General features: G+C 44.3%; 17 protein-coding genes. 2 read left to right on the forward strand and 15 right to left on the reverse strand.

Features of this window, described 5'->3' with window-relative positions; translation table 11 throughout:
• Positions 1-282, forward strand: a 282-nt coding sequence (locus tag DWX43_RS27210) for a hypothetical protein (RefSeq protein WP_347559318.1), incomplete at its 5' end; no start/stop codon positions are given.
• Between the two features lie 7 nt (positions 283-289).
• Here DWX43_RS27210 and DWX43_RS23345 read toward each other — a convergent pair.
• The 11 genes from DWX43_RS23345 to DWX43_RS23395 form a co-directional block, all read right to left on the reverse strand.
• Positions 290-1,153: an ATP-binding cassette domain-containing protein gene (locus DWX43_RS23345; RefSeq protein WP_118622184.1), complete on the reverse strand. Its 864-nt coding sequence runs from the start codon at positions 1,151-1,153 to the stop codon at positions 290-292.
• A gap of 8 nt (positions 1,154-1,161) precedes the next feature.
• A complete protein-coding gene (locus DWX43_RS23350) occupies positions 1,162-3,150 on the reverse strand; it encodes an ABC transporter permease (protein ID WP_147356329.1) in 1,989 nt (662 codons plus the stop codon).
• A gap of 316 nt (positions 3,151-3,466) precedes the next feature.
• Entirely contained in the window at positions 3,467-4,720 is a 1,254-nt protein-coding gene (locus tag DWX43_RS23355) for a hypothetical protein (RefSeq protein ID WP_118622188.1), read from the reverse strand.
• 282 nt (positions 4,721-5,002) lie between these two features.
• Positions 5,003-6,334, reverse strand: a complete 1,332-nt coding sequence (locus tag DWX43_RS23360) for an alpha-L-fucosidase (protein WP_118622190.1) — start codon at positions 6,332-6,334, stop codon at positions 5,003-5,005.
• A 9-nt stretch (positions 6,335-6,343) separates the two neighbouring features.
• Positions 6,344-7,168: a carbohydrate ABC transporter permease gene (locus DWX43_RS23365; RefSeq protein ID WP_109730787.1), complete on the reverse strand. Its 825-nt coding sequence runs from the start codon at positions 7,166-7,168 to the stop codon at positions 6,344-6,346.
• Positions 7,165-8,031, reverse strand: coding sequence for a sugar ABC transporter permease (locus DWX43_RS23370; RefSeq protein ID WP_118622192.1), 867 nt, complete (start codon positions 8,029-8,031; stop codon positions 7,165-7,167). The genes DWX43_RS23365 and DWX43_RS23370 overlap by 4 nt, the downstream gene beginning before the upstream one ends.
• 114 nt (positions 8,032-8,145) lie before the next feature.
• Positions 8,146-9,471 (reverse strand): ABC transporter substrate-binding protein, encoded by a 1,326-nt coding sequence (locus DWX43_RS23375; protein WP_118622194.1) that lies wholly within the window; start codon positions 9,469-9,471, stop codon positions 8,146-8,148.
• 171 nt (positions 9,472-9,642) lie between these two features.
• Positions 9,643-10,668 carry a LacI family DNA-binding transcriptional regulator gene (locus DWX43_RS23380; protein WP_109730851.1) on the reverse strand — a complete coding sequence of 342 codons (1,026 nt, stop codon included), beginning with the start codon at positions 10,666-10,668 and terminating at the stop codon, positions 9,643-9,645.
• 121 nt (positions 10,669-10,789) lie between these two features.
• Positions 10,790-12,370: a response regulator gene (locus DWX43_RS23385; RefSeq protein WP_118622196.1), complete on the reverse strand. Its 1,581-nt coding sequence runs from the start codon at positions 12,368-12,370 to the stop codon at positions 10,790-10,792.
• 115 nt (positions 12,371-12,485) lie between these two features.
• Positions 12,486-13,334 (reverse strand): class II fructose-bisphosphate aldolase, encoded by an 849-nt coding sequence (locus tag DWX43_RS23390; RefSeq protein ID WP_118622198.1) that lies wholly within the window; start codon positions 13,332-13,334, stop codon positions 12,486-12,488.
• Positions 13,322-14,617: an MFS transporter gene (locus DWX43_RS23395; protein ID WP_118622200.1), complete on the reverse strand. Its 1,296-nt coding sequence runs from the start codon at positions 14,615-14,617 to the stop codon at positions 13,322-13,324. The genes DWX43_RS23390 and DWX43_RS23395 overlap by 13 nt, the downstream gene beginning before the upstream one ends.
• Positions 14,618-14,873: 256 nt before the next feature.
• Here DWX43_RS23395 and DWX43_RS23400 point away from each other — a divergent pair, with 256 nt between their 5' ends.
• Positions 14,874-15,662: a DeoR/GlpR family DNA-binding transcription regulator gene (locus tag DWX43_RS23400; RefSeq protein WP_118622202.1), complete on the forward strand. Its 789-nt coding sequence runs from the start codon at positions 14,874-14,876 to the stop codon at positions 15,660-15,662.
• A gap of 91 nt (positions 15,663-15,753) precedes the next feature.
• Here the strand turns inward: DWX43_RS23400 and DWX43_RS23405 are convergent, their stop codons facing one another.
• From DWX43_RS23405 to DWX43_RS23420, 4 genes are all read right to left on the reverse strand, one after another.
• A complete protein-coding gene (locus DWX43_RS23405) occupies positions 15,754-15,993 on the reverse strand; it encodes an RNA-binding S4 domain-containing protein (RefSeq protein WP_109730799.1) in 240 nt (79 codons plus the stop codon).
• A gap of 86 nt (positions 15,994-16,079) precedes the next feature.
• Positions 16,080-16,355 (reverse strand): HU family DNA-binding protein, encoded by a 276-nt coding sequence (locus DWX43_RS23410; RefSeq protein WP_109730800.1) that lies wholly within the window; start codon positions 16,353-16,355, stop codon positions 16,080-16,082.
• 229 nt (positions 16,356-16,584) lie between these two features.
• The gene (locus DWX43_RS23415) at positions 16,585-18,315 is read right to left on the reverse strand and encodes a phospho-sugar mutase (RefSeq protein ID WP_118622204.1); all 1,731 of its coding nucleotides are present in this window, start codon (positions 18,313-18,315) and stop codon (positions 16,585-16,587) included.
• A gap of 48 nt (positions 18,316-18,363) precedes the next feature.
• Complete coding sequence (locus tag DWX43_RS23420) at positions 18,364-19,386, reverse strand: CotS family spore coat protein (protein ID WP_109730802.1); 1,023 nt, start codon at positions 19,384-19,386, stop codon at positions 18,364-18,366.
• Positions 19,387-19,445 lie beyond the last annotated feature (59 nt).

Raw genomic sequence — 19,445 nt, forward strand, 5'->3', positions numbered from 1 at the left:
AATCTGAGTGCCGACGAGAAGAAACGTCTAGAATATGAGGCCCGGGAAAAAGCATTAAAAGATTATAATACCCAGATCAGCAGTGCTGAAAAGAGGGGACTTAAAGCCGGGGAGGAAATGGGACGCAAGGCTGGGGAAGAAGCCGGAATGCGTAAAGGCAAAGAGTTGGGCGTTCAAGAGGCCCGTCAGGTTTTCAAACTATATATGCAGGGCAAATCACTGGAAGAAATTGCGGACCTCTGCAATATCAGTACAGATAAAGTGAAACAGATATTGGAATAGCTCTCCCTCATGTTTCCAGACGATACAAGTAAACATCCTCTAAAGAGGGAGCTGCCTCCCTATACTGATAGGATGCCGGCTGATTCTCAGAGAGTACTCTCACAACGACTTCATCATTAGACCGGTATAGATTACTGATACGATATTCTTTTTTAACCTGCTTTAACTGCTGTGAAGCAATCGTCAGTTCAAATACTTTCCCGCGTATTTTCTGCTGCAGTACATCAGGAGGAGCCATATCTAATAATCTTCCGTCTTTCATGAGAAGTATCTCTTTTGATATAAATTCTATATCTGAGACAACATGGGTTGCAATAAAGACGATTTTATCTTTGCTTAAATCTGATATTAAATTACGCAGGCGGATTCGTTCTCTCGGGTCCAGCCCCGCTGTAGGTTCATCAAGTATCAGTATTTTAGGATTATGCAGTAAAGCCTGGACAAGTAAAACCCTCTGCTTCATGCCGCCTGATAATTGTTTTAACTTTTTATAACGTGCAGACTGTAGGTTCAAAAGCGATAATAGTGTGTCCATATTTCCCAATATTCTTTTTTTACTCATACCTCGCAGAGCACCCATATACAGCAAAAACTGCTGTACCGTAAAAATGTCATATAACTGCTGTTGTTGAGGCATATACCCCATGATCTTACGGTATTCTTCTTTCATATCCAGAATATCTGTACCATCCAGAAGGATCATTCCACTGTCCCGAAGAATATTGTCCGTTAGAATATTCATTAATGTTGTCTTTCCCGCCCCGTTTGGTCCGAGAATCCCATAAATACCATCCTCAAAAACAGCATTAAAATCAGATAATGCTGTTTTTGAGCCATAACTTTTGTTTAAGTTTTCTATCCAGATCTGCATATATACTCCTATCGGCTTCCTTTACACGTTTTATGAAAACTCCATATACAAGCGGAAGGAAGTGCTATTATAAACATCATTGCATAGCACACTTTTATTGTATTACTGCTCTGGAGCAGTCTGTGAGTCTCCAATAATCCGTTCAATGAAAATTGGCTGACTACAAAAAATCCATTCCACTCCAATATCAATGGAAGTATGAAGACTACTGCCGCAATAACCATTGTTATTATAGAATCTTTTACCCACGTTGATAATGCCATCACCGCAAGAATAAGAATCATCATTCCCAGAAACTGTCCCACAAAAACAAGTATGACATATTCTGCAATTGTATAATTTCCCGTGAACTGCGATGCACTGCTCAAAGACTGTACTCTCACATTCCATAATTCCATCGGGTACTGCCTGCCGATCTGCTGCAGCATCGGTATCCTAACCAGTATCGCGGTTATAAATACAAAGAAAGAAACGGAAAGAAATTTATTACATAGTAAATTCCTTCTTCCATATCTGGTACTTCTAAGCAGATTGATAACCTGTAAATCATATTCCTTCCCCAGCGATACGGATGCTGTATAAACTGCTGCAATTACACACAACAATATCATGCTTCCAGTATACATGATACTTCTCTCTCCAAGAAGTATCTCAAATCCAGTCTCATAAACCAGACAAAGACCATGTTCCGGATCGCTGGCATTCCGGCCCAGAACATACTGCACCTGATTATACGCCCTCATAAATCCGCCATAAGTATACATGGCATTGCTCTTTTTATGTAAAACTTCCTCTTCTGAAAGTCCACTTTCTTCCGCTGTCATACTAAATATGATATCATATTCTTCCTTCTTTTCTTCAAAATACTGTACTTTCTCCCAAGTTAATCCTCCCTCATTTTCCAACATATAGTAACGGTAAGCGTCTTCTGACATATCTGAGTATTCTATATTTCCCCTGCTCAAAACAATGGCCGCAGCCAGAAGGGCACCTCCTAGTATAATTGCTTTATGAACAAAACAGACTTTATATAATTCGTGCAAAAATAAATCCGGCACAATAATTACTTTTTTTCTGAAATAATGCGGTCCTTCTTTTTCTCTGCGTATTCTCACCTTCGGAGTCCGCCTAAAACTTTTGCAGTTTACAAAGTACAACAGCACTGCCATAAATAATATAAAGACTGCGAAGACCTTTCCTGAACTCACTGGATAATCAAGAAAGTTGAGATTTCTATATTTTTCAAAAACAGGATATACTTTTATATATTCCATGATATTTATATATCTTAAAAAATCGAGGTATGAACTGGAAGGAAGAAATCTTATCAATAAGTATTCAATCCCTGCTGCCCCTGTAGCAGCAGCCAGTAAACCGGCAGAACCTTTCACCTTCTGCGCGAACAGCATTGCCAGCAGCAGAATAACATAACATACGATAAATTTCAAAACCAGGTACAAAACCAAATATTCCAGCACCGAAAGCCTGAACGGACTTTCATACAATATTGTTACAGACTGCACAGGTCTCGCAGGATCACCAAACCCATATTTACAGCAGCCGATCAGATAGTTTCCCCCATAAAAAACAAGCACACAGAAAAGTACGATACCTGCCCCCGAGAAAACCTTTGCGCGAATCACACTTTGCCGCCCCCGGTATGTTGATTTTAGAAGGGCATACAGTTTAAATTTCCGTTCTTCAAAAATCAAAAAGTAAACTGCGGCTATAATGATCAGAAACATACAAAAATCTGTAAATTCTGACCTTGTTGCTAAAATCACGCCTTCTGATACATCTGTTGTCACATGAATCCCCTTTAGTTTTTTAAAAACTGCCGGGGTTTTCTGTGCACTCCTGTATGCATATGACCGGTCATCCGAAAAAATAACAGATGTCATCTGCTCAGCCTTCTGTTCTATCTCCTCCAGATAAAGATCATAGTTTTGTGTCTGCTGTAAATTTTTTGTGAGTTCGGCAAACAGCTCTTTCTCCAAAATCAAGTTCCCGGTATAACTTGGTTCCGTCCCTATTTTTTCTTTTTTATTTTGAATCCATTTAGCCTGCTCCTCCTGAGGGACCGCTGACAGGTCCTGATAAACAGCTTTTACACTCTCCGGGCGAAACTGCTGGTTTTTTATCGTTTGAAAGACCGTCCAAATATTCAAAAGAAAAAGGAGGATAAAAAGGCACCAGAAAAAGGGGTACCCAGAAAACTTTTTAAGTTCATATTTATAAGCATCCAGAACTTCCTCCCCCTTTCAAGCCTATTTAAGTCACTGTTCACAGACATGCCTGTAAACAGTTACCCGTTTAATTCAAAATATTCCCCTCGCTGTCCACAGGGTTTGACATACTGGACACCTTAGGCTCAATCACAATCTTTATATCATCCGTTCCATTAAGCAGTGCCTGCTTATCTTCATATGCATACCAGGTTACCGTATCAGTCACATCTTTTTCAATCTCTGTCTGCTTTACATACCTAAAAAACATCCCGTTTTCCGTCTCGCTGCTAAAACCATTAAACTGTATGCCCTCTTCCTTTTCCATCTGGTCCGGCAGCTCCAGTCTTACACTTGGTGTATCCTCGTTTTCTTTCAGAAACACGCCTTTTTGGGTCTGGTCCATAGTATAAGCGCCAAATATAACCCCGTCCCCAAAGGAAGTCTGTAAATTGACGGTCACAACGTCATCCCCCAGCAAGTCAATGATTTCTTCCTCACTGACGTAAACCCGGTCTTCCTTTTTATCCATATCAAAATAATGAATACTGCAGGCATCATTGTCCGAAATATGTACATAATAAAAACCATCTTTATGAGGAATTACCTGCTGGTACCCTGTACCGTTTATCGGTATTTTCTCAGACTGCGCTGTACTATATTCCAGACTGTAAAATGCCATCGACGATTCATCGCCCATTGAATAAATCTGATATTCCTCCGTTCCGCCTAAAAGATAAATACCATGTCCAATACCCGTATGTGAGATTATTTTTTCGGTATCCAACGTATCCAAATCAAGCGTATATAAATCCCATGTCAGTTCCATATCTGAATCACTCTCTTTTGGAACCTCACTAGACAAACCAAAAGTTGTATAATACAATTTTGACTGAACCAGTAAAAAATCCTGCAGTACAGATCCTGCCGGGAACTCCCCTAAACGTTCTTTGTTGCCCCCGCCCAAATCCGATGCGAATATCTCCATTTTCCCTTTTGATTCCAGCTTTATTCCATACAAATGACCAGAATAAGGAAATATTGCCTCATATTCCATCGCCGCATTGCACGTGGAACCACGGTCAAGTCTAGGCGATAAATGACGGCAGTCCGGTTTATTGCAGACAGGTACAGCACTAGCATTTTCATAATCTACATAATAGGAGATGCCGTCTACAACCATAAACTCCCCACTGTCTACTCTGGCAGGCCCATGAGAAATCATCTGAATGTAGTCTGCATCCAGCATATGGTTCGCAGCATTTTGTTTTTTCGTACACCCGGTGATCAGTACAGCCGGCAAAATGATTATCACTATAGACAGTTCCTTCCATCGAATCATAATGTCCCCCGCGTTAAGAAATAAATTCTTATGGCTGCTTATACTATAATTTTACAGCCTGTCATAAAAATGTCAACATTGCTTTCTGATTACTCGCGTATATTTTAACTATTGTGTATTCAAATCAAGTGAATATCGAAAGGGAAACAGCTCTTACTACAGCCGTCAAATGAACAGGCATGCCTGCCGGCCCCATTGCACGTGGAACTAAAAAAGCGGCCACACCTGCATGTGTACCGCTTTTTTTAATTAATATTTTAATTCCTGTAATTGATTCAGTTACTACTCTCCGCCCGGAATCCGGACCCCGGCCATCCTGAATCCTGACTCATTTTTCAATATGTTCAGGTATACGCCTTCCTGCTCCGTCCTGTATGTAAGCTCTACGTTTTCATCAAGAGCTATGACACCCTCCGGCACTTTTGCACCCTTGATAAAGATTTCCTGCGGCAGCTTTTCCTTCACATCCGCGAATACAAAAAGGTCATCCTCTTTTCTTGTGTAGAAGAGGTTCACATCTTCGTGCAGCTCGTTCTCCCGTTTGCTGCATCCCGTTCCATAAATTCCTTCGCCGTTTACTTTGAGCCATTTTCCGATTTGTTTCAGACGTTTTACCTGCTCCTGAGGAATTGTCCCGTCCGCTTTCGGTCCGATATTAATCAGCAGGTTCCCGTTATTGGAAACAGTTTCTACGAGGAGCCTGATAAAATCCGGTACTGAAATGATCTTGTCATCGCCTTCCTCTGCATTATATCCAAAGGATAGTCCCATACCCCTGCACATTTCCCATTTTTCATCCCGCGTGGATTCTCCGTATTTATATTCTTTTGTCGTATAGTCGTGGTACAATCCATTGAACCGGTCATTGACCACTCCCTCCTCCACAGTATTGTAATAATGTGAGAGCAGCCCGGGAAGCGCATTCACGCCCTGCCGCGGCCAGCCGATATCATTCCAGAATACTGACGGTTCGTACCGGTCTATGAGTTCCTTACTCTGCAGATAGGCATAATCAGCATATGCCGCGGTCGGGCAGGCATTGTCAAAATTGTCTTCTTCCCGGTAAATGGGGTCGTTGGCAAAACGCCAGTCGATGATTCCGGAATAATAGGTTCCCATCCTCATCCCCTGATTCCTGACCGCCCTTGTCAGTTCTCCGGTAATATCCCGTTTGGGTCCTCTTTTTACGGAATTGTAGTCTGTATACTCACTCGGGAAAAGACAGAATCCGTCATGGTGTTTTGTGACCAGAACAACATAGCCCGCCCCTGCCTCTTTAAAAAGCTCCGCCCATTCATCGGGATTCCATTTCTCGGCTTTCCACATGTCTGCAAAGTTTTCATAGGCAAAATCTTCCCCATATACTTTTTTATGGTGTTCATAACTCGGTCCCTGCCCCACATTTACGGAATTATAATACCACTCTGCATAAGGGTTGTTACAGAACCATGTTTCATCTCCCGGCACCTCGCCGAGTTCCCATGTTCTGGGCGCATATGCCGGGACGGAATACAGTCCCCAGTGAATAAATATTCCAAATTTACAGTCCTCATACCAGTCCGGCACCTCATGGGTGCGTACAGAATCCCATGTTCCAGAATAATGTTTTTTCATTTTGACCTCCTATCCTTTCACGGCTCCCGCAGTCATTCCTGCAATGATATATTTTTGTGCAAAAATGTATACCAATATAACCGGTATGGATATCAGTACCATATCTGCACACACCAGATTCCAGCTTCTGCTGTACTGTCCGTAAAAATTGTAGACAGACAGAGGCAGTGTCCATTTATCGGATGAATTTAACAGATACATTGGTATCTGCAGTTCATTCCAGATCCACATAAAGTTCAGCACCGACGTGGTAGCCAGCACCGGCTTCAAAAGAGGAAAGATTACAAGTGCGAACAGTTTCCCACCTTTTGCCCCGTCCATGACGGCCGCTTCATCCAGTTCCCTTGGAATGCCTTTAATAAAACTTGTGAAAAGCATGGTAGAAAACGGAATATATAATGCACTGTAAACACAGATCAGTCCCAGTCTTCCTCCATACAGTCCCAGCCGTTTCAGGAGTTCAATCGTCGGGAGGGCCGCAAACGGCGCTATAATTCCAAATGTCATAAAACGGTAAATGAACCGGCATGGCTTCGTATTTCTTCTTACAACAACATAGCTAAGCATCGAGGTCAGCAGAATTACGATTAAAACCGCTGATATCGTGATTACACAACTGTTTACAAGGGACCGGAGTACACTCCCCTGTTCCCAGACCGTTTTATAGTTTTCAAACATCCATACCTTCGGCAGAGATATATTCAGGTAACTCGCCTCACCTTTTGTTTTAAATGATGTGAAAACAACCATAAGGATGGGGTAGATAATCAGTATACTCAGAACCCAAAGCACAACTTCCAGAATGACATTTGTCGTCTTTGTCTTTTTACTCATTCTGCATTCTCCCACCTTTCACTGAATTTCTGATAAGCAACTGCTACAATTACAAGGATCACCGTAAACACAAGGTTGATTGCAACAGACTGTGCGTACCGCCCCGTTGCCATCTCGTTCATCATCAGCGTTCCAAATGTCTCCGTATCATGCCCCGGGCCGCCGCCTGTCATAACATATACAAGGTCGAACATCTTCAGTCCATAAATCAAACTAAATAAAATGTTTACATTTACGGTCGGCATGATCAGGGGAAGCGTAATATTCTTAAACAGGGCCCACCCGGAGGCCCCGTCAATCTTTGCCGCCTCAATATACTCCGGTGAAACAGACTGCAGACCTGCCAGTGTGATTACAATTGCATACCCAAGATTTCTCCATATCTCTGCAATAGAAATCGCGAATACAGCCGTCCACCTGCTGCCCAGCCACTGTATCTTGCCTGCCCCGAACATCTGTACCAGCAGATTAATCGTACCGTTCCTTGTCTGAAAAAGCGCGCTAAAAATCAAGCCTACAACAAGTGCGGAAAAAATGGCCGGAATAAAATATACAGTTCTGATTGCATTTCTCGTTTTCAACTGCCTGTTCAATATCAGGGCGAAAACAAATCCAAGTACTGTAACAATGATTGTTTTGGCGCCTGCAAAAATCAGCGTATTCACCAGTGCAACCGGCACCGTCCTGTCGCTGAAAACCTCAATGATATTTTTCAATCCCACGAAACTCACATCATGCACATATGAATTCCAGTCTGTAAATGCATAGGCATATCCGATTGTAGACGGAAGCACAAAGAAAATAACAAATACTATCACCGGAATGATCATCATATAGCGCGGATATATTTTTTTTGTATCCATAGACTCTCCCTTCCTTTCATCAGAAGCAGTGGTTCAAAAAAACGCGAACACCTGCCGTCCGGGTACAAAAAGTGCCTGCCTGTTTCTGGCTGACAGGCAGGCACTTTTTCCTTCCTACTTGAATCCTTCTACGTTCTGTGATGTTGCTACTTTTATTCTCTCATCATCCATCAGTTTCAGGCACTCTTTCACGTCTATATTTCCTACCAGAAGTTCCTGAATGCATTTTCCACCATCGTTTTGTGAGAATCCGATAATCTCAGGATTTGCAATAGACGGATTACCTACTTTTGCAATACTCTCTTCTGCTCCCTGATACTGGGAAGAAAGCTTATTCGTTGTCATTCCTTTGAACGTCGGTGTCGTTGCAATGCCGTCAAACGCCTCATTATAATTTTCCGGGTCTGCACAGAAGTTCACAAACTCTGTTGCCGTATCTACCTTATCCCCATTCTTATTAACGAGTAAAAGTGAGTTATTCCCGCCTTCATAGGTTCCTTCCTCTGCCGTTCCCATGAAAATCGGCATCAGACCGAAGTCATCACTTGTATAGTCATAGGATTCGCTGTCATAATCTGTATCAAACCATGTATCCCAGCAGAAAATCATTGCTGCTTCGCCTGTTCCGAGCACTTCACTGCTGTAATCCCATGTATCTGTAGAATAATCCTTCCCAAAATATCCTTTTTCAGCACTTGTCTTGTACCACTCAAGAAGACTTGTCATTTCCGGAATATCAGAATACGTTGTCTGATTGCTGTTGATCTTCTCCAGAAGATCACCATCCTTAAAGATGGGGTCCATTCCAAACTGATACAAAAGCGGCCATGAATCTGCCGCCGCCATATAAATCGGCTGGATTCCGGCATCCAGAAGCTTCTGGCATACCTCGTCGAATTCGGCCTGTGTCGTCGGCACCTTTAAGCTCTGTTCCTCAAAAATCTTCTTGTTATAAAAGCATCCTGATACAGATGACTCCCAGAATGGAAGTCCGTACACTACACCATCCCTCATTGTCTGTGCCTTTGAAGTGTCTGCAATATCATCCACCCATTTGGCATCCGTAAAATCCACAAAATTCTCTGCCGGATTGTAGGCATCCAGACTGTAGCCGCCGAAATGCATCAGGATATCCGGGATATCTCCGGTCTGGAATTTTGTCAGGCAGACACTCTCGAAATTACTTGCATCCAGACCCTGAACGTCAATCTTATTTCCGGTCTTCTCTTCATAAAGCTGGAAGATTTTCTTCATATATGGTTTCGCAGCATCATCTGCATTCCCATATAATGTAAGAGTCACTCCCCCGTCTGATTTACTATCTGTTTTCTTGCTCTCCTTTTTCGCATCTCCTGATCCGCCTGAACACGCGGAAAGCATCCCTGCTGCCAGGGCCGTTGAAATCAGCAGCGCCGCAATCTTTTTTCCTCTCTTTTTCATAAAACTTTCTCCTCCTTTCGTTTATGTCCTCATTATATCTGATGAAGCAATGAATAAGAATGGGAAAAAAGAAGAGAAAATATGGACAAAATGCATATATGGTAAACAGTAACAGTTAATATGCTGCCCGGACAAAAAAGGCACCGGACAAAGCGCCGATGCCTTTTTCATCTATGAAACGTTATATTTCGTCTTTATAATAATATCCGTATAAAGAAATTCTTCCGCCGGCTCCTGCCCCTTCTGCAGTATATCCGCCAGTACAAACAGGGAACGGTACCCTTGTGTATACCCATTCTGGTCAATCAGAAAATCCGCCACATTATCATGAAGCGCCTTTACGTTCTTCGGTGTCAGGTCATATATGATTACAAACGGCCGTTTCCTTTCCGGAAGCTTTTCAAAAGCATTGCGTATTCCAGCCTGCCCGCCTGATACAACAACGATGCCTGACAAATCCGGAAACACTTCCAGCGTGTTCGTAATGATCCTTTCCACTTCCGCCGTCTCATCAAAACTGCTCTGGACCCCGACAAGCTCCATCTCCGGAAAAGAGGTCTTTATCTCTTCTACAAATCCATCCACACGCATACTGTTGACACTGTTCCCAAAGTATCCGGTAATTACAAGTACCTTGCCTTTTCCGCCAGTCATGACCCCCATGAGCCCTGCTGCCGTACGCCCGCTCTTTTTGTTGTCCAGCCCGACAAAACAGCTCCTCTTTGTACCCACAATATCTGAATTGAATGTAACGACAGGAATGTTCAGGTCTTCCACCAGATGGTTGATCCGCTCCCTGACCGCATTACATTCCACCGGCATGACTGCAATTCCCGAAACGCCCTGGGCAGCCAGCTTTTCCATCGCCTTCAGCTGCTCATTCTCGTCCACTGTCATGCATTCCTCCAGAATCAGTTCCACATCCCTGTCAGCCAGTTCCCTGCGTGCATCCTCGATGCCCTTCTTCACCTGAATCATAAAAGAAGCCTTCGACAGCTGGGTCACAACCCCGATCTTAATGTGCTGTTTATCTTTCTCATTCCTTTTACGCTTCGGTATATAGCCAAGTTCCTTTGCAATATCCTGAATGTGCTTCGCCACCTCCGGATTAATCCGCCCCCGGTTATTCAAAGCCCGGTCGACCGTCCCCCTGGACACTCCTGCAGCCTCCGCTATATCCTGTATCGTCACTGCCATAATACGCTCACCATTCCTTCCGCCCTTCATGCACGCGCTTTTTCACGCTGTCCACGCAATACGCACGCATCTTTCGTTCATTATAATATATCGGACGGTATTTGACAAGCAAAATCAGAAATTAGCCGGCTTGCTTCCGGTAGTCCGCCGGGCTCATCCCCGTCTGTTTTTTAAATGCTTTTGAGAAGTAATGATAATCATTCATCCCCGATAATACAGCCACATCTTTAATCTTTTCATTCGTATTGCAAAGCAGGTCCTTCGCGCATTCCATGCGCAGGTCCATCAGGTAATTGGAGAAACCGATCCCCATTTCCTGTTTGAACAGATAACTCAGATAAGCCGGGTTTACATTTGCTGCCTCAGCCGCATCTGTCAGCCCGATCTGTCCGCGGTAGTGTTCATGCAGAAAATCGACCACTTTGCGGATTACAGGCCCCGCAGTTTCCGGAATTTCCTTTTTTCTGGAGCTTAACAGCTTCTTGCGGTACTCCTCACAAAATTCTGTAAGCTGCCCGATCTTAATAATGTTTCCATATGCCTCTGGAGCACGTTCTATGGAGACTTTCTGATCCAGTTCTTTCAGCCAGTGAATGACAAGCCTGCTCTCTGTATGGCACCTCTCAAACGCCTCTGCCGCCTTCTTAAATGCCTTCTCCATATCATCCGCCCTGTGTGTATCTATATAGGAAGTCATCTCCCTTGAAAGTTCCAGGGCTTCTTGCGGGAGTTCGCGGCCAATCAGGGGGGCACCGTCATAATACAGAATGTTGCTGTTCTCATAAAAATACAGCTTTGTAATCTCTCTCACCTGCTGGTACGCCTGCCGGATGCCCTCTTCGCCGAAACAGATTCCGCTCACACCCACGGCAAATGTATATGGCTCCTCTTTACTGCACCGGCAGCATGCTGTTGCCACACTGGTCAGGCGCTGCCTCATCAGGCTGTCCCTGCGCATTTGTGACAGGTCGAGAAAACAGCAGAAGACGCCCTCGCCCAAATACACTTCTTCCACAAATTCCTTTTCCCCGCCCAGCAGTTCAGATAAACAGCCAAACAGCTTCTGGAGAAGATGCTGGCTGTACTGCTCCAGTTCAAGCGGCGGGCAGTTGGCCTTGATTCCGCCAAACCCGGGCATAAAAAGACTCACCACTGCACTGTTCGTAAATTTCCCGGATACACCGGCCTCGATTCTTCTATTTTCCCGCTCCTTTGGGGATAAAGAACCAGACAGAAGCCCGTTAAAATAATGATACTTAAGGGAGTGCCGCCCCATCTGTGCAAGCTTCTTCGTCTCGTCAACCTCTTTCTGCCGGGACTGGATGCCCGCAAGCTGGGGCTTCGTCTTCTCCAGCATCTCATAGAGGCTGTCTTCATTCAATGAGTTTTTCAGGACATACTCATTCGCACCAAGCTTCATTGCCTCTTTCACATACTCAAAATCATCATGACAGCTCAGTACGATAATATAGATTCCCGGATTATCCAGCCGTACACGCCGGATCAGCTCTATCCCGTCCATGAGGGGCATGGATATATCCGTCACTACGAGGTCGGGGTGCTCCTTCTCAATCACTTCCAAAGCTTCTTCCCCGTCACGCAGATCTGCAATAATCTCATATCCGGACCGCTGCCAGGAATCCAACTGCTTCAGATAGCTCCTGACCAGAAAATCATCATCTACTATGACCGTCCTATACATCTAAAGCGCCTCCTATGTACCAAACTTCATGGTTACTAAAGCAGCCGGTTCTTCCCGGCTGCTGCTATACCTGATATTATACAGAAACTTTTTTCCGCCGTAAAGCAGACATTTTCTATACCAGGGGCTTTTTACAATTAAAGACATCAATATGGTGCTTTACATTCTGGTAAACGCCCTCTACCATCGCCTCATTCAGAGAGAAGTAGTTATGTACACCTGCCCCTCCTATGTATTCCTCTGCTTTTTTCACCAGAGAGTTGAAACTTGCGGTTGCAATATTTACCTTGCGGATTCCAAGTGATATCGCCTTCCTGAAGTCTTCGTCCGTGATGCCGCTGCCTCCGTGGAGTACAAGCGGGACATCCACTGTTTGATGAATCTCCTCCAGAACATCGAATGCAAGCTTTGGAGCCACCGGATAATTTCCGTGTGCATTTCCGATTGCAACAGCCAGTGCATCCACACCGCTTCTTTCGCAGAAAACTTTCGCATCCTGCGGGTTCGTACAGCGGATTCCATGATTTTCCGAACCGTCCTCACTTCCGCCAACCAGTCCCAGCTCAGCTTCCACTGTCGCACCATACTCGTCTGCCAGACGTTTTGCAGCTATCGTCCTTGAAATATTTTCTTCAAACGGGAGTGTTGAACCGTCAAACATTACAGAAGTAAAACCAAGCTCAAGAGCCTTCTTTAAAGTTTCCAATGTCTGCCCGTGGTCCAGATGCACTGCCACATCCACCTTTGCTTCTCTTGCCGCCTGCACCATCATAGGCCCCATCATTGCCAGTGGTGAATGTTTCAGCCTGACTTCCGCAATCTGCAGTATGATCGGGGTATCCAGCTCCTCTGCTGCCTGTATTGCGCCTTTAACCATTTCCATATTACCTACACTGAACGCGCCGCACCCTCTGTTTTCCTTTGCCGCCTGAATAAGCAGATCCTTCATTTTTACAATTGACATATCGTCTCCTCCTTTTCTACCTGAATCTCTTCCTGTTTGACTACTGCATCTTTAGAATCTTTTTTTAATTCTCTTTCCAGTAAAATAATAAATATAAATGCTGCCGCTGCGAATGCCACACCGATCTTAAAGACCAGGTTCATATCATATCCTGCATTCGTCACAGCCCCCGAAATTGCCGGGGCACCAAGGCTTGCCGCTACGATTCCCGACATGACGATCCCATAATTTTCCCCTGAATACTTCAGTCCGAATATCGAACTTGTCAGTGACGGGAAACTTCCCATAATTCCGCCGTAGCATCCATACATCAGGATAATCGCGATGGTGGTCACATAAGACCTTGACACAACAAGTGTTATCATGGCAATCATCGTAACTACCGTAACACCCATCACACACTTCGTACGGCCCGTTTTATCAGAGATCGTAGGAAGCAGGAGCCTGACTGCCGCATTTACTACAGACCCGAACATGACTGCACTGGCCGCAACTGCCGCGCTGATTCCCCGCTCAGACTGAATGATCTGTGAAACCGGAGAAACCATAAAGTATGACATCAGCCCGCAGAGCATGGTAGCTACCAGAAAATAAAACTTCTTCGTACGGATCATTTCACCCGCGGTATACTGGTGCTGCTCCTTGCCGGAGCTCTGTATCTGGGCCTGCGATACAGAGAGCATCAGTTTATCACCCAGTTCTTTATCCGGGTTTTTAATAAAAATGACTCCGAATATCCAGGAAGCCGCGATGGCGGAACCGATCACAAGAAATGTGAATTTCGGCCCTCCCGCCGCCAGAAGCGTCCTGCTCAAAGGCGCCAGGAAAAATCCGCACAGACCATTGGCTGTCACGATAATCCCTGAGGCAAACCCGATTTTATGGGGAAACCATTTCTGCGCAATAGAAAGAATCGTAGTATAGATCATTCCCTGTCCGAATCCCTGCATAAATCCATAAGTTATATAAATCGGTACCGGTGAAGGCACGATCAGAAATGCAGACAACAGAATTCCCGCGGAAAAGATCCCTCCCCCGATCAGAATCGCTATCTTTGGATTATATCTGTCCTGAATCCGGCCGCCTACAATATTTCCGAAAACAAATGTGACAAGCGCCAGATAAAAACACATCGACGCCTGCCCCTGCGTCCACCCCGCCTGTTCCATCACATAAGGCTGGTAAAGTGACCACACGTGCGGATACCCTGTAAAAAATATGGCAAACGCACCAAAGACCATCATAAGGTTCCTTTTCCTTGTCTGAGTTTTTTCTAACGCCATCCCATTTCTCCTCCCGATTTCTTCCTTAGATTTTCATTTTATGAGTATATTTTGGTAATATCTTTATGTTATTTTTATCATATTGTGGTATTTTTGTCAACTCTTTATTATATTTTACATTACAGCTATGCTGTAATCCGCCCGTAAGGCCTTGCGGGATTGCCCTTTTGGGTATATTTTAGTTTTTTGTTCACAATTTAACCAAAATGTACTATAATGTATCCAGGTTATCCAATCCATTCAGAAGGAGAATTTTATGAGAACGCAAAGAATCGATCTGATAGAAAAATATATTATGCAGGAAAAGTCCGTCACCCTCGACGCCCTCTGCGAGAAGTTCAATGTATCCAAAAACACCATCCGCAGAGACATTGACTCGCTGGCAGAAAAGGGCGTAATCCGGAAAGTATACGGCGGAGTTACAGCCGTATCCGCATCCGGGCTTTCACCCAAACTGATCCCCTATGAAACCCGCCACTTCACACTCCCTGAAGAAAAAGATAAAATATGCAGGCTGGCTTCACAATATGTGAAAGACGGGGATATCATCTACATAGACACCGGTACGACGTGCCTCAATATGGTCGACCATATTTCAGACAGGCAGTGTACCATCCTGACCAACAGCCTGCAGGTATGTCTGAAGGCCGTGCCCTATCCGAACCTGAACATCATCTCCCTCCCCGGGAAATTAAAGCGAGAAACCCTGTCCTATGTAGGCAGCGAAATCGTAGATTACCTGAAGACATATAATATAGGAAAAGCCTTCATGGCATGCTCCGGGGCCACCATAGAAAACGGCCTTACAAATGCCACGACAGAAGAATACATCGTAAAGAAAGCTGTCATGGAAAACACGGGCGAGTCCTACCTCCTGGCGGACCACACAAAATTCGGGCACTTCTCCCTGATGACCTATGCACATCTGGAGGATATTGATTATATTATCACGGACCAGACACCGGGAAATGAGTATACAGATTTTTGTCAGGAACACCAGATACAAGTCGTAACTTGTGAGGAGTCAAATACCTCACGGGAGTAAACAGATAATGAAAAATAAGCATATTCAAAAACCTGCGGTCAGGTTATTTGAATATGCTTACGTTCATAGAAATATTCGTATACATAAAGTATTATAAATATCTGAAGAGTTCTTTCGCCTCTTCTTTTTTCGTTGTGTCCTGAATATCCAGCACCTCTGCCTTAACAGTCTTTGTTCCAAACTGGATTTCAATAATATCCCCCGGCTTCACTTTCACGGACGCCTTTGCCACGGTTCCGTTGACAAGCACTCTCCCTGCATCACACGCTTCATTCGCAACACTGCGTCTCTTGATAAGCCGTGAAACTTTTAAAAACTTATCTAACCTCATACTTTATCCTTCCATTAATAAAGCACTTATAATGCATACATTACAAGTGCTTTTTCATGTGTTTTATCTTATTGATTCAATAGCAATTAAGCGTTAACAGCGTCTTTTAAAGCTTTTCCAGCTTTGAATTTCGGTGCCTTGCATGCATCAATCTTCATTGTCTTGCCTGTCTGAGGATTTCTTCCTTCTCTTGCTGCTCTTTCGCTTACTTCGAATGTACCAAATCCTACTAACTGTACTTTATCGCCTTTTTTTAACTGCTCGGATACCACGTCGATAAAAGCCTTTAATGCTTTTTCAGAGTCTTTCTTAGAAATTTCTGCACTTTCTGCAATAGCTGCTACTAATTCTGTTTTGTTCATGGATAAATTCCTCCTCTTTATTGTACTAGAATATAATATTCTACAGTTTAGCAAAGGCTTTCATGTACTGGCGTTCACATGTTTTGCCCTTATGTACTGTTATAACTGTTTCACATATTTTTGTCAAGGATTTTTCCCGTATTTGCGCGCTTTTAGGCACTTTTTTAGGGTTTTTTAAGATTTTCCAGCCAGGGTGCTCCGGCTGGAAAATTATTCCTGACACGATATGTTACATCATCTTATCGATCATGGCAAGAACTTCTTTGCCCATCTGTTCTGATTTGGCATCTGCATCTTCCAGAGACGTGCCTTTTACGCCATAATAGAACTTCACTTTCGGTTCTGTTCCGGATGGTCTTACGCATAACCATGCATCATCTGTCAAATCGTAATAAAGAACATTGGAATTCGGAAGTCCGGTTCCGGTTACTTCACCTGTCTCCATGTCTTTGATTGTGTCAGCCTTGTAATCTCTTGCCTTTAATACTTTATATCCTGCAATCTCCATCGGTGGATTCTTGCGCAGTGTCTCCAGAATCTCCTGAATCTTAGCCAGTCCCTCGATACCCTTCAGCGTAATCGCCTGAATATCATCTTTGTAATATCCATAACGGTCATACAATGCAATCATGGCATCCCACAGGTTCATGCCTTTTGTCTTATAATAAGCCGCTGCCTCACAGAGTGCCATAGTAGCAACGATAGCATCCTTGTCCCTCGCATGGGTACCGATCAGGCAGCCATAGCTTTCTTCGAATCCGAATAAATATTCACCCTTACCGCTTGTCTCAAATCCGAGTATCTGCTGTCCGATGAACTTAAATCCGGTAAGAACTTCGATTAGTCCCGCATCGTAATACTTTGCGATCGCGTCTGCCATATTGGAAGTAACGATTGTCTTGATCAGATATCCGTCTTCCGGCAGGCCTTTCAGCTCTTTTCTCTCTCCGATCTCATAGTCAGCAAGCAGGCAGCCTGACATATTCCCTGTCAGATCATGGTAAACACCATCCTTGTCCTTCACGCGGACGCCAAGCCTGTCAGCATCCGGATCTGTAGCCAGCACGATGTCTGCATCTACTTCTTTTGCCAGCTTCAGTCCCAGCTCAAATGCTTCAGCAGCCTCTGGATTCGGGTAGGATACGGTCGGGAACTCTCCATCCGGCAGTTCCTGCTCTTTTACTACATAAACATTTTCAAACCCAAGCTCTTTTAAGATACGGCGGGCCGGGATATTACCGGTGCCGTGCAGCGGGCTGTACACAATCTTCAGGTCCTTGCCCACAGCGTCGATGGCATCCTGATGGAGAACCTGTTTTTTAAGCTCTGCTATGTAAGCATCATCAACGTCTGCACCAATGACTTCATACAGTCCGGCAGCCTTTGCTTCCCCCAGGCTCATAGTCTTCATCGTGGTATAGTCTTCCACTGCCTTTACCTCATCCATGATTCCTTTGTCATGAGGTGGTGTGATCTGTGCGCCGTCTTCCCAATACACTTTGTATCCGTTATATTCCGGCGGGTTATGGCTGGCTGTGATATTGATTCCTGCGATGCATCCTAACTTCCTCACTGCATAGGACAGCTCCGGTGTAGGGCGCAGGGACTCGAATACATAGGATTTAATCCCGTTCGCAGCCAGACATAATGCCGCTTCGTCTGCAAATTCAGGTGACATGCGGCGTGAATCGTATGCGATTGCAACGCCTTTTCCCGCATTGCCACTTTTCATAATATAATTCGCCAGACCCTGTGTTGCCTTTCTGACGGTATAAATATTCATACGGTTGGTTCCTGCCCCGATAATTCCGCGAAGCCCTGCCGTACCAAAATCCAGATCTGTGTAAAAACGCTCTTTAATCTCGTTATCATCCTCTGCAATGTTTCTCAGTTCTGCCTTTGTGTCCTCATCAAAATATGGGTTGGCTAACCATTCCTCGTATCTCTCTTTGTAATCCATACTGGTACCTCCTGCCTTAATTGTATGTTCCTATTATACAACAGGCAGTTATAAATTAAAAGTAAATATATTCTCTAAAAATCGCAGTTTTTCTTCCGTCTGCGTAATTGCTGTCTGGAGTTTCTCTACATTTTTCTCGGGGATCCACGCTTTGTTCGAGTGGTAATAGGTATTTGCCGTTTTCCAGAACTTTTCCGGATAGGCAAGGCTCAGTGCCATATACTCCAGTTCCCGCGTATCCAGCGGACGTATCTCCTGATAGGCCGAAAGCATGGACTGCCCCAGGTTCTCGTTCCACTGGTGTTTTTCCATCACTTTCCGCAAAAAATAATACAGGTCCTGGACCTGAACGTCCACCCGGAAGTGTTCGAAATTTGTCGTCGCAATCCCGCCCGGGGTAAACAGCACGTTGTGATAGTTGTAGTCCCCGTGCACCAGTCTTAGTTCTTCGATGCTTTCCTGATACAGGCTGTCATATCTGGAATTTTCCAGCCTCTTGATCACCTGTTCTGCAAGTGAATACATCTGGTCAAAATATTCCAGAAACAGAAACTCAAATGCGCCTTTAGAAACTTTATTTCTAATAAAGGCACGCACTTTTTTCAATTCCCGGTTATGTCTGAGAAACTCATCCTTCAAATGCCGTCCTGTAGGCGGACGTATGACCGCATCCTCATCTATTGGGTCCATATCTCCGACAATCTGGCTCCACTGCATTTTCTGATGAAGCTGTGCCAGATTTCTCGCAGCCTGAAGCACTTCATATTCCCGTTTCACATCACATTCTCTGCCAGAAAACCATTTTTTCAGCATGTATCTGGATCCGTCTCTCGATACGCTGACCAAATCCCCTTCTTTGTTATAGACCGGAGTATCAACATTTGGATAACCTGCCGCTTCCAGATTCTTAAGGACAATATACAATAAAGGGACACGCCTGTCTGAAACATCAGCTTCCTTCAACAGCATCGTGCCCTCTTTTGTGTCGCAAAAAAACGCACCCCTTATTTTGCGGGTGCCTTTCACTTCTATATCATATTGTTCTAAGACTTCTAATTCATAATCTCTCATGGCTGCCCCCTGTTTCTACGATTTAACTCTTTCTAATCTATGAAAGGGACAGCCTGAGT

It is taken from the genome of Clostridium sp. AF19-22AC (genome assembly GCF_003479085.1).
GTDB classification, from domain to species: domain Bacteria; phylum Bacillota; class Clostridia; order Lachnospirales; family Lachnospiraceae; genus Faecalicatena_A; species Faecalicatena_A orotica.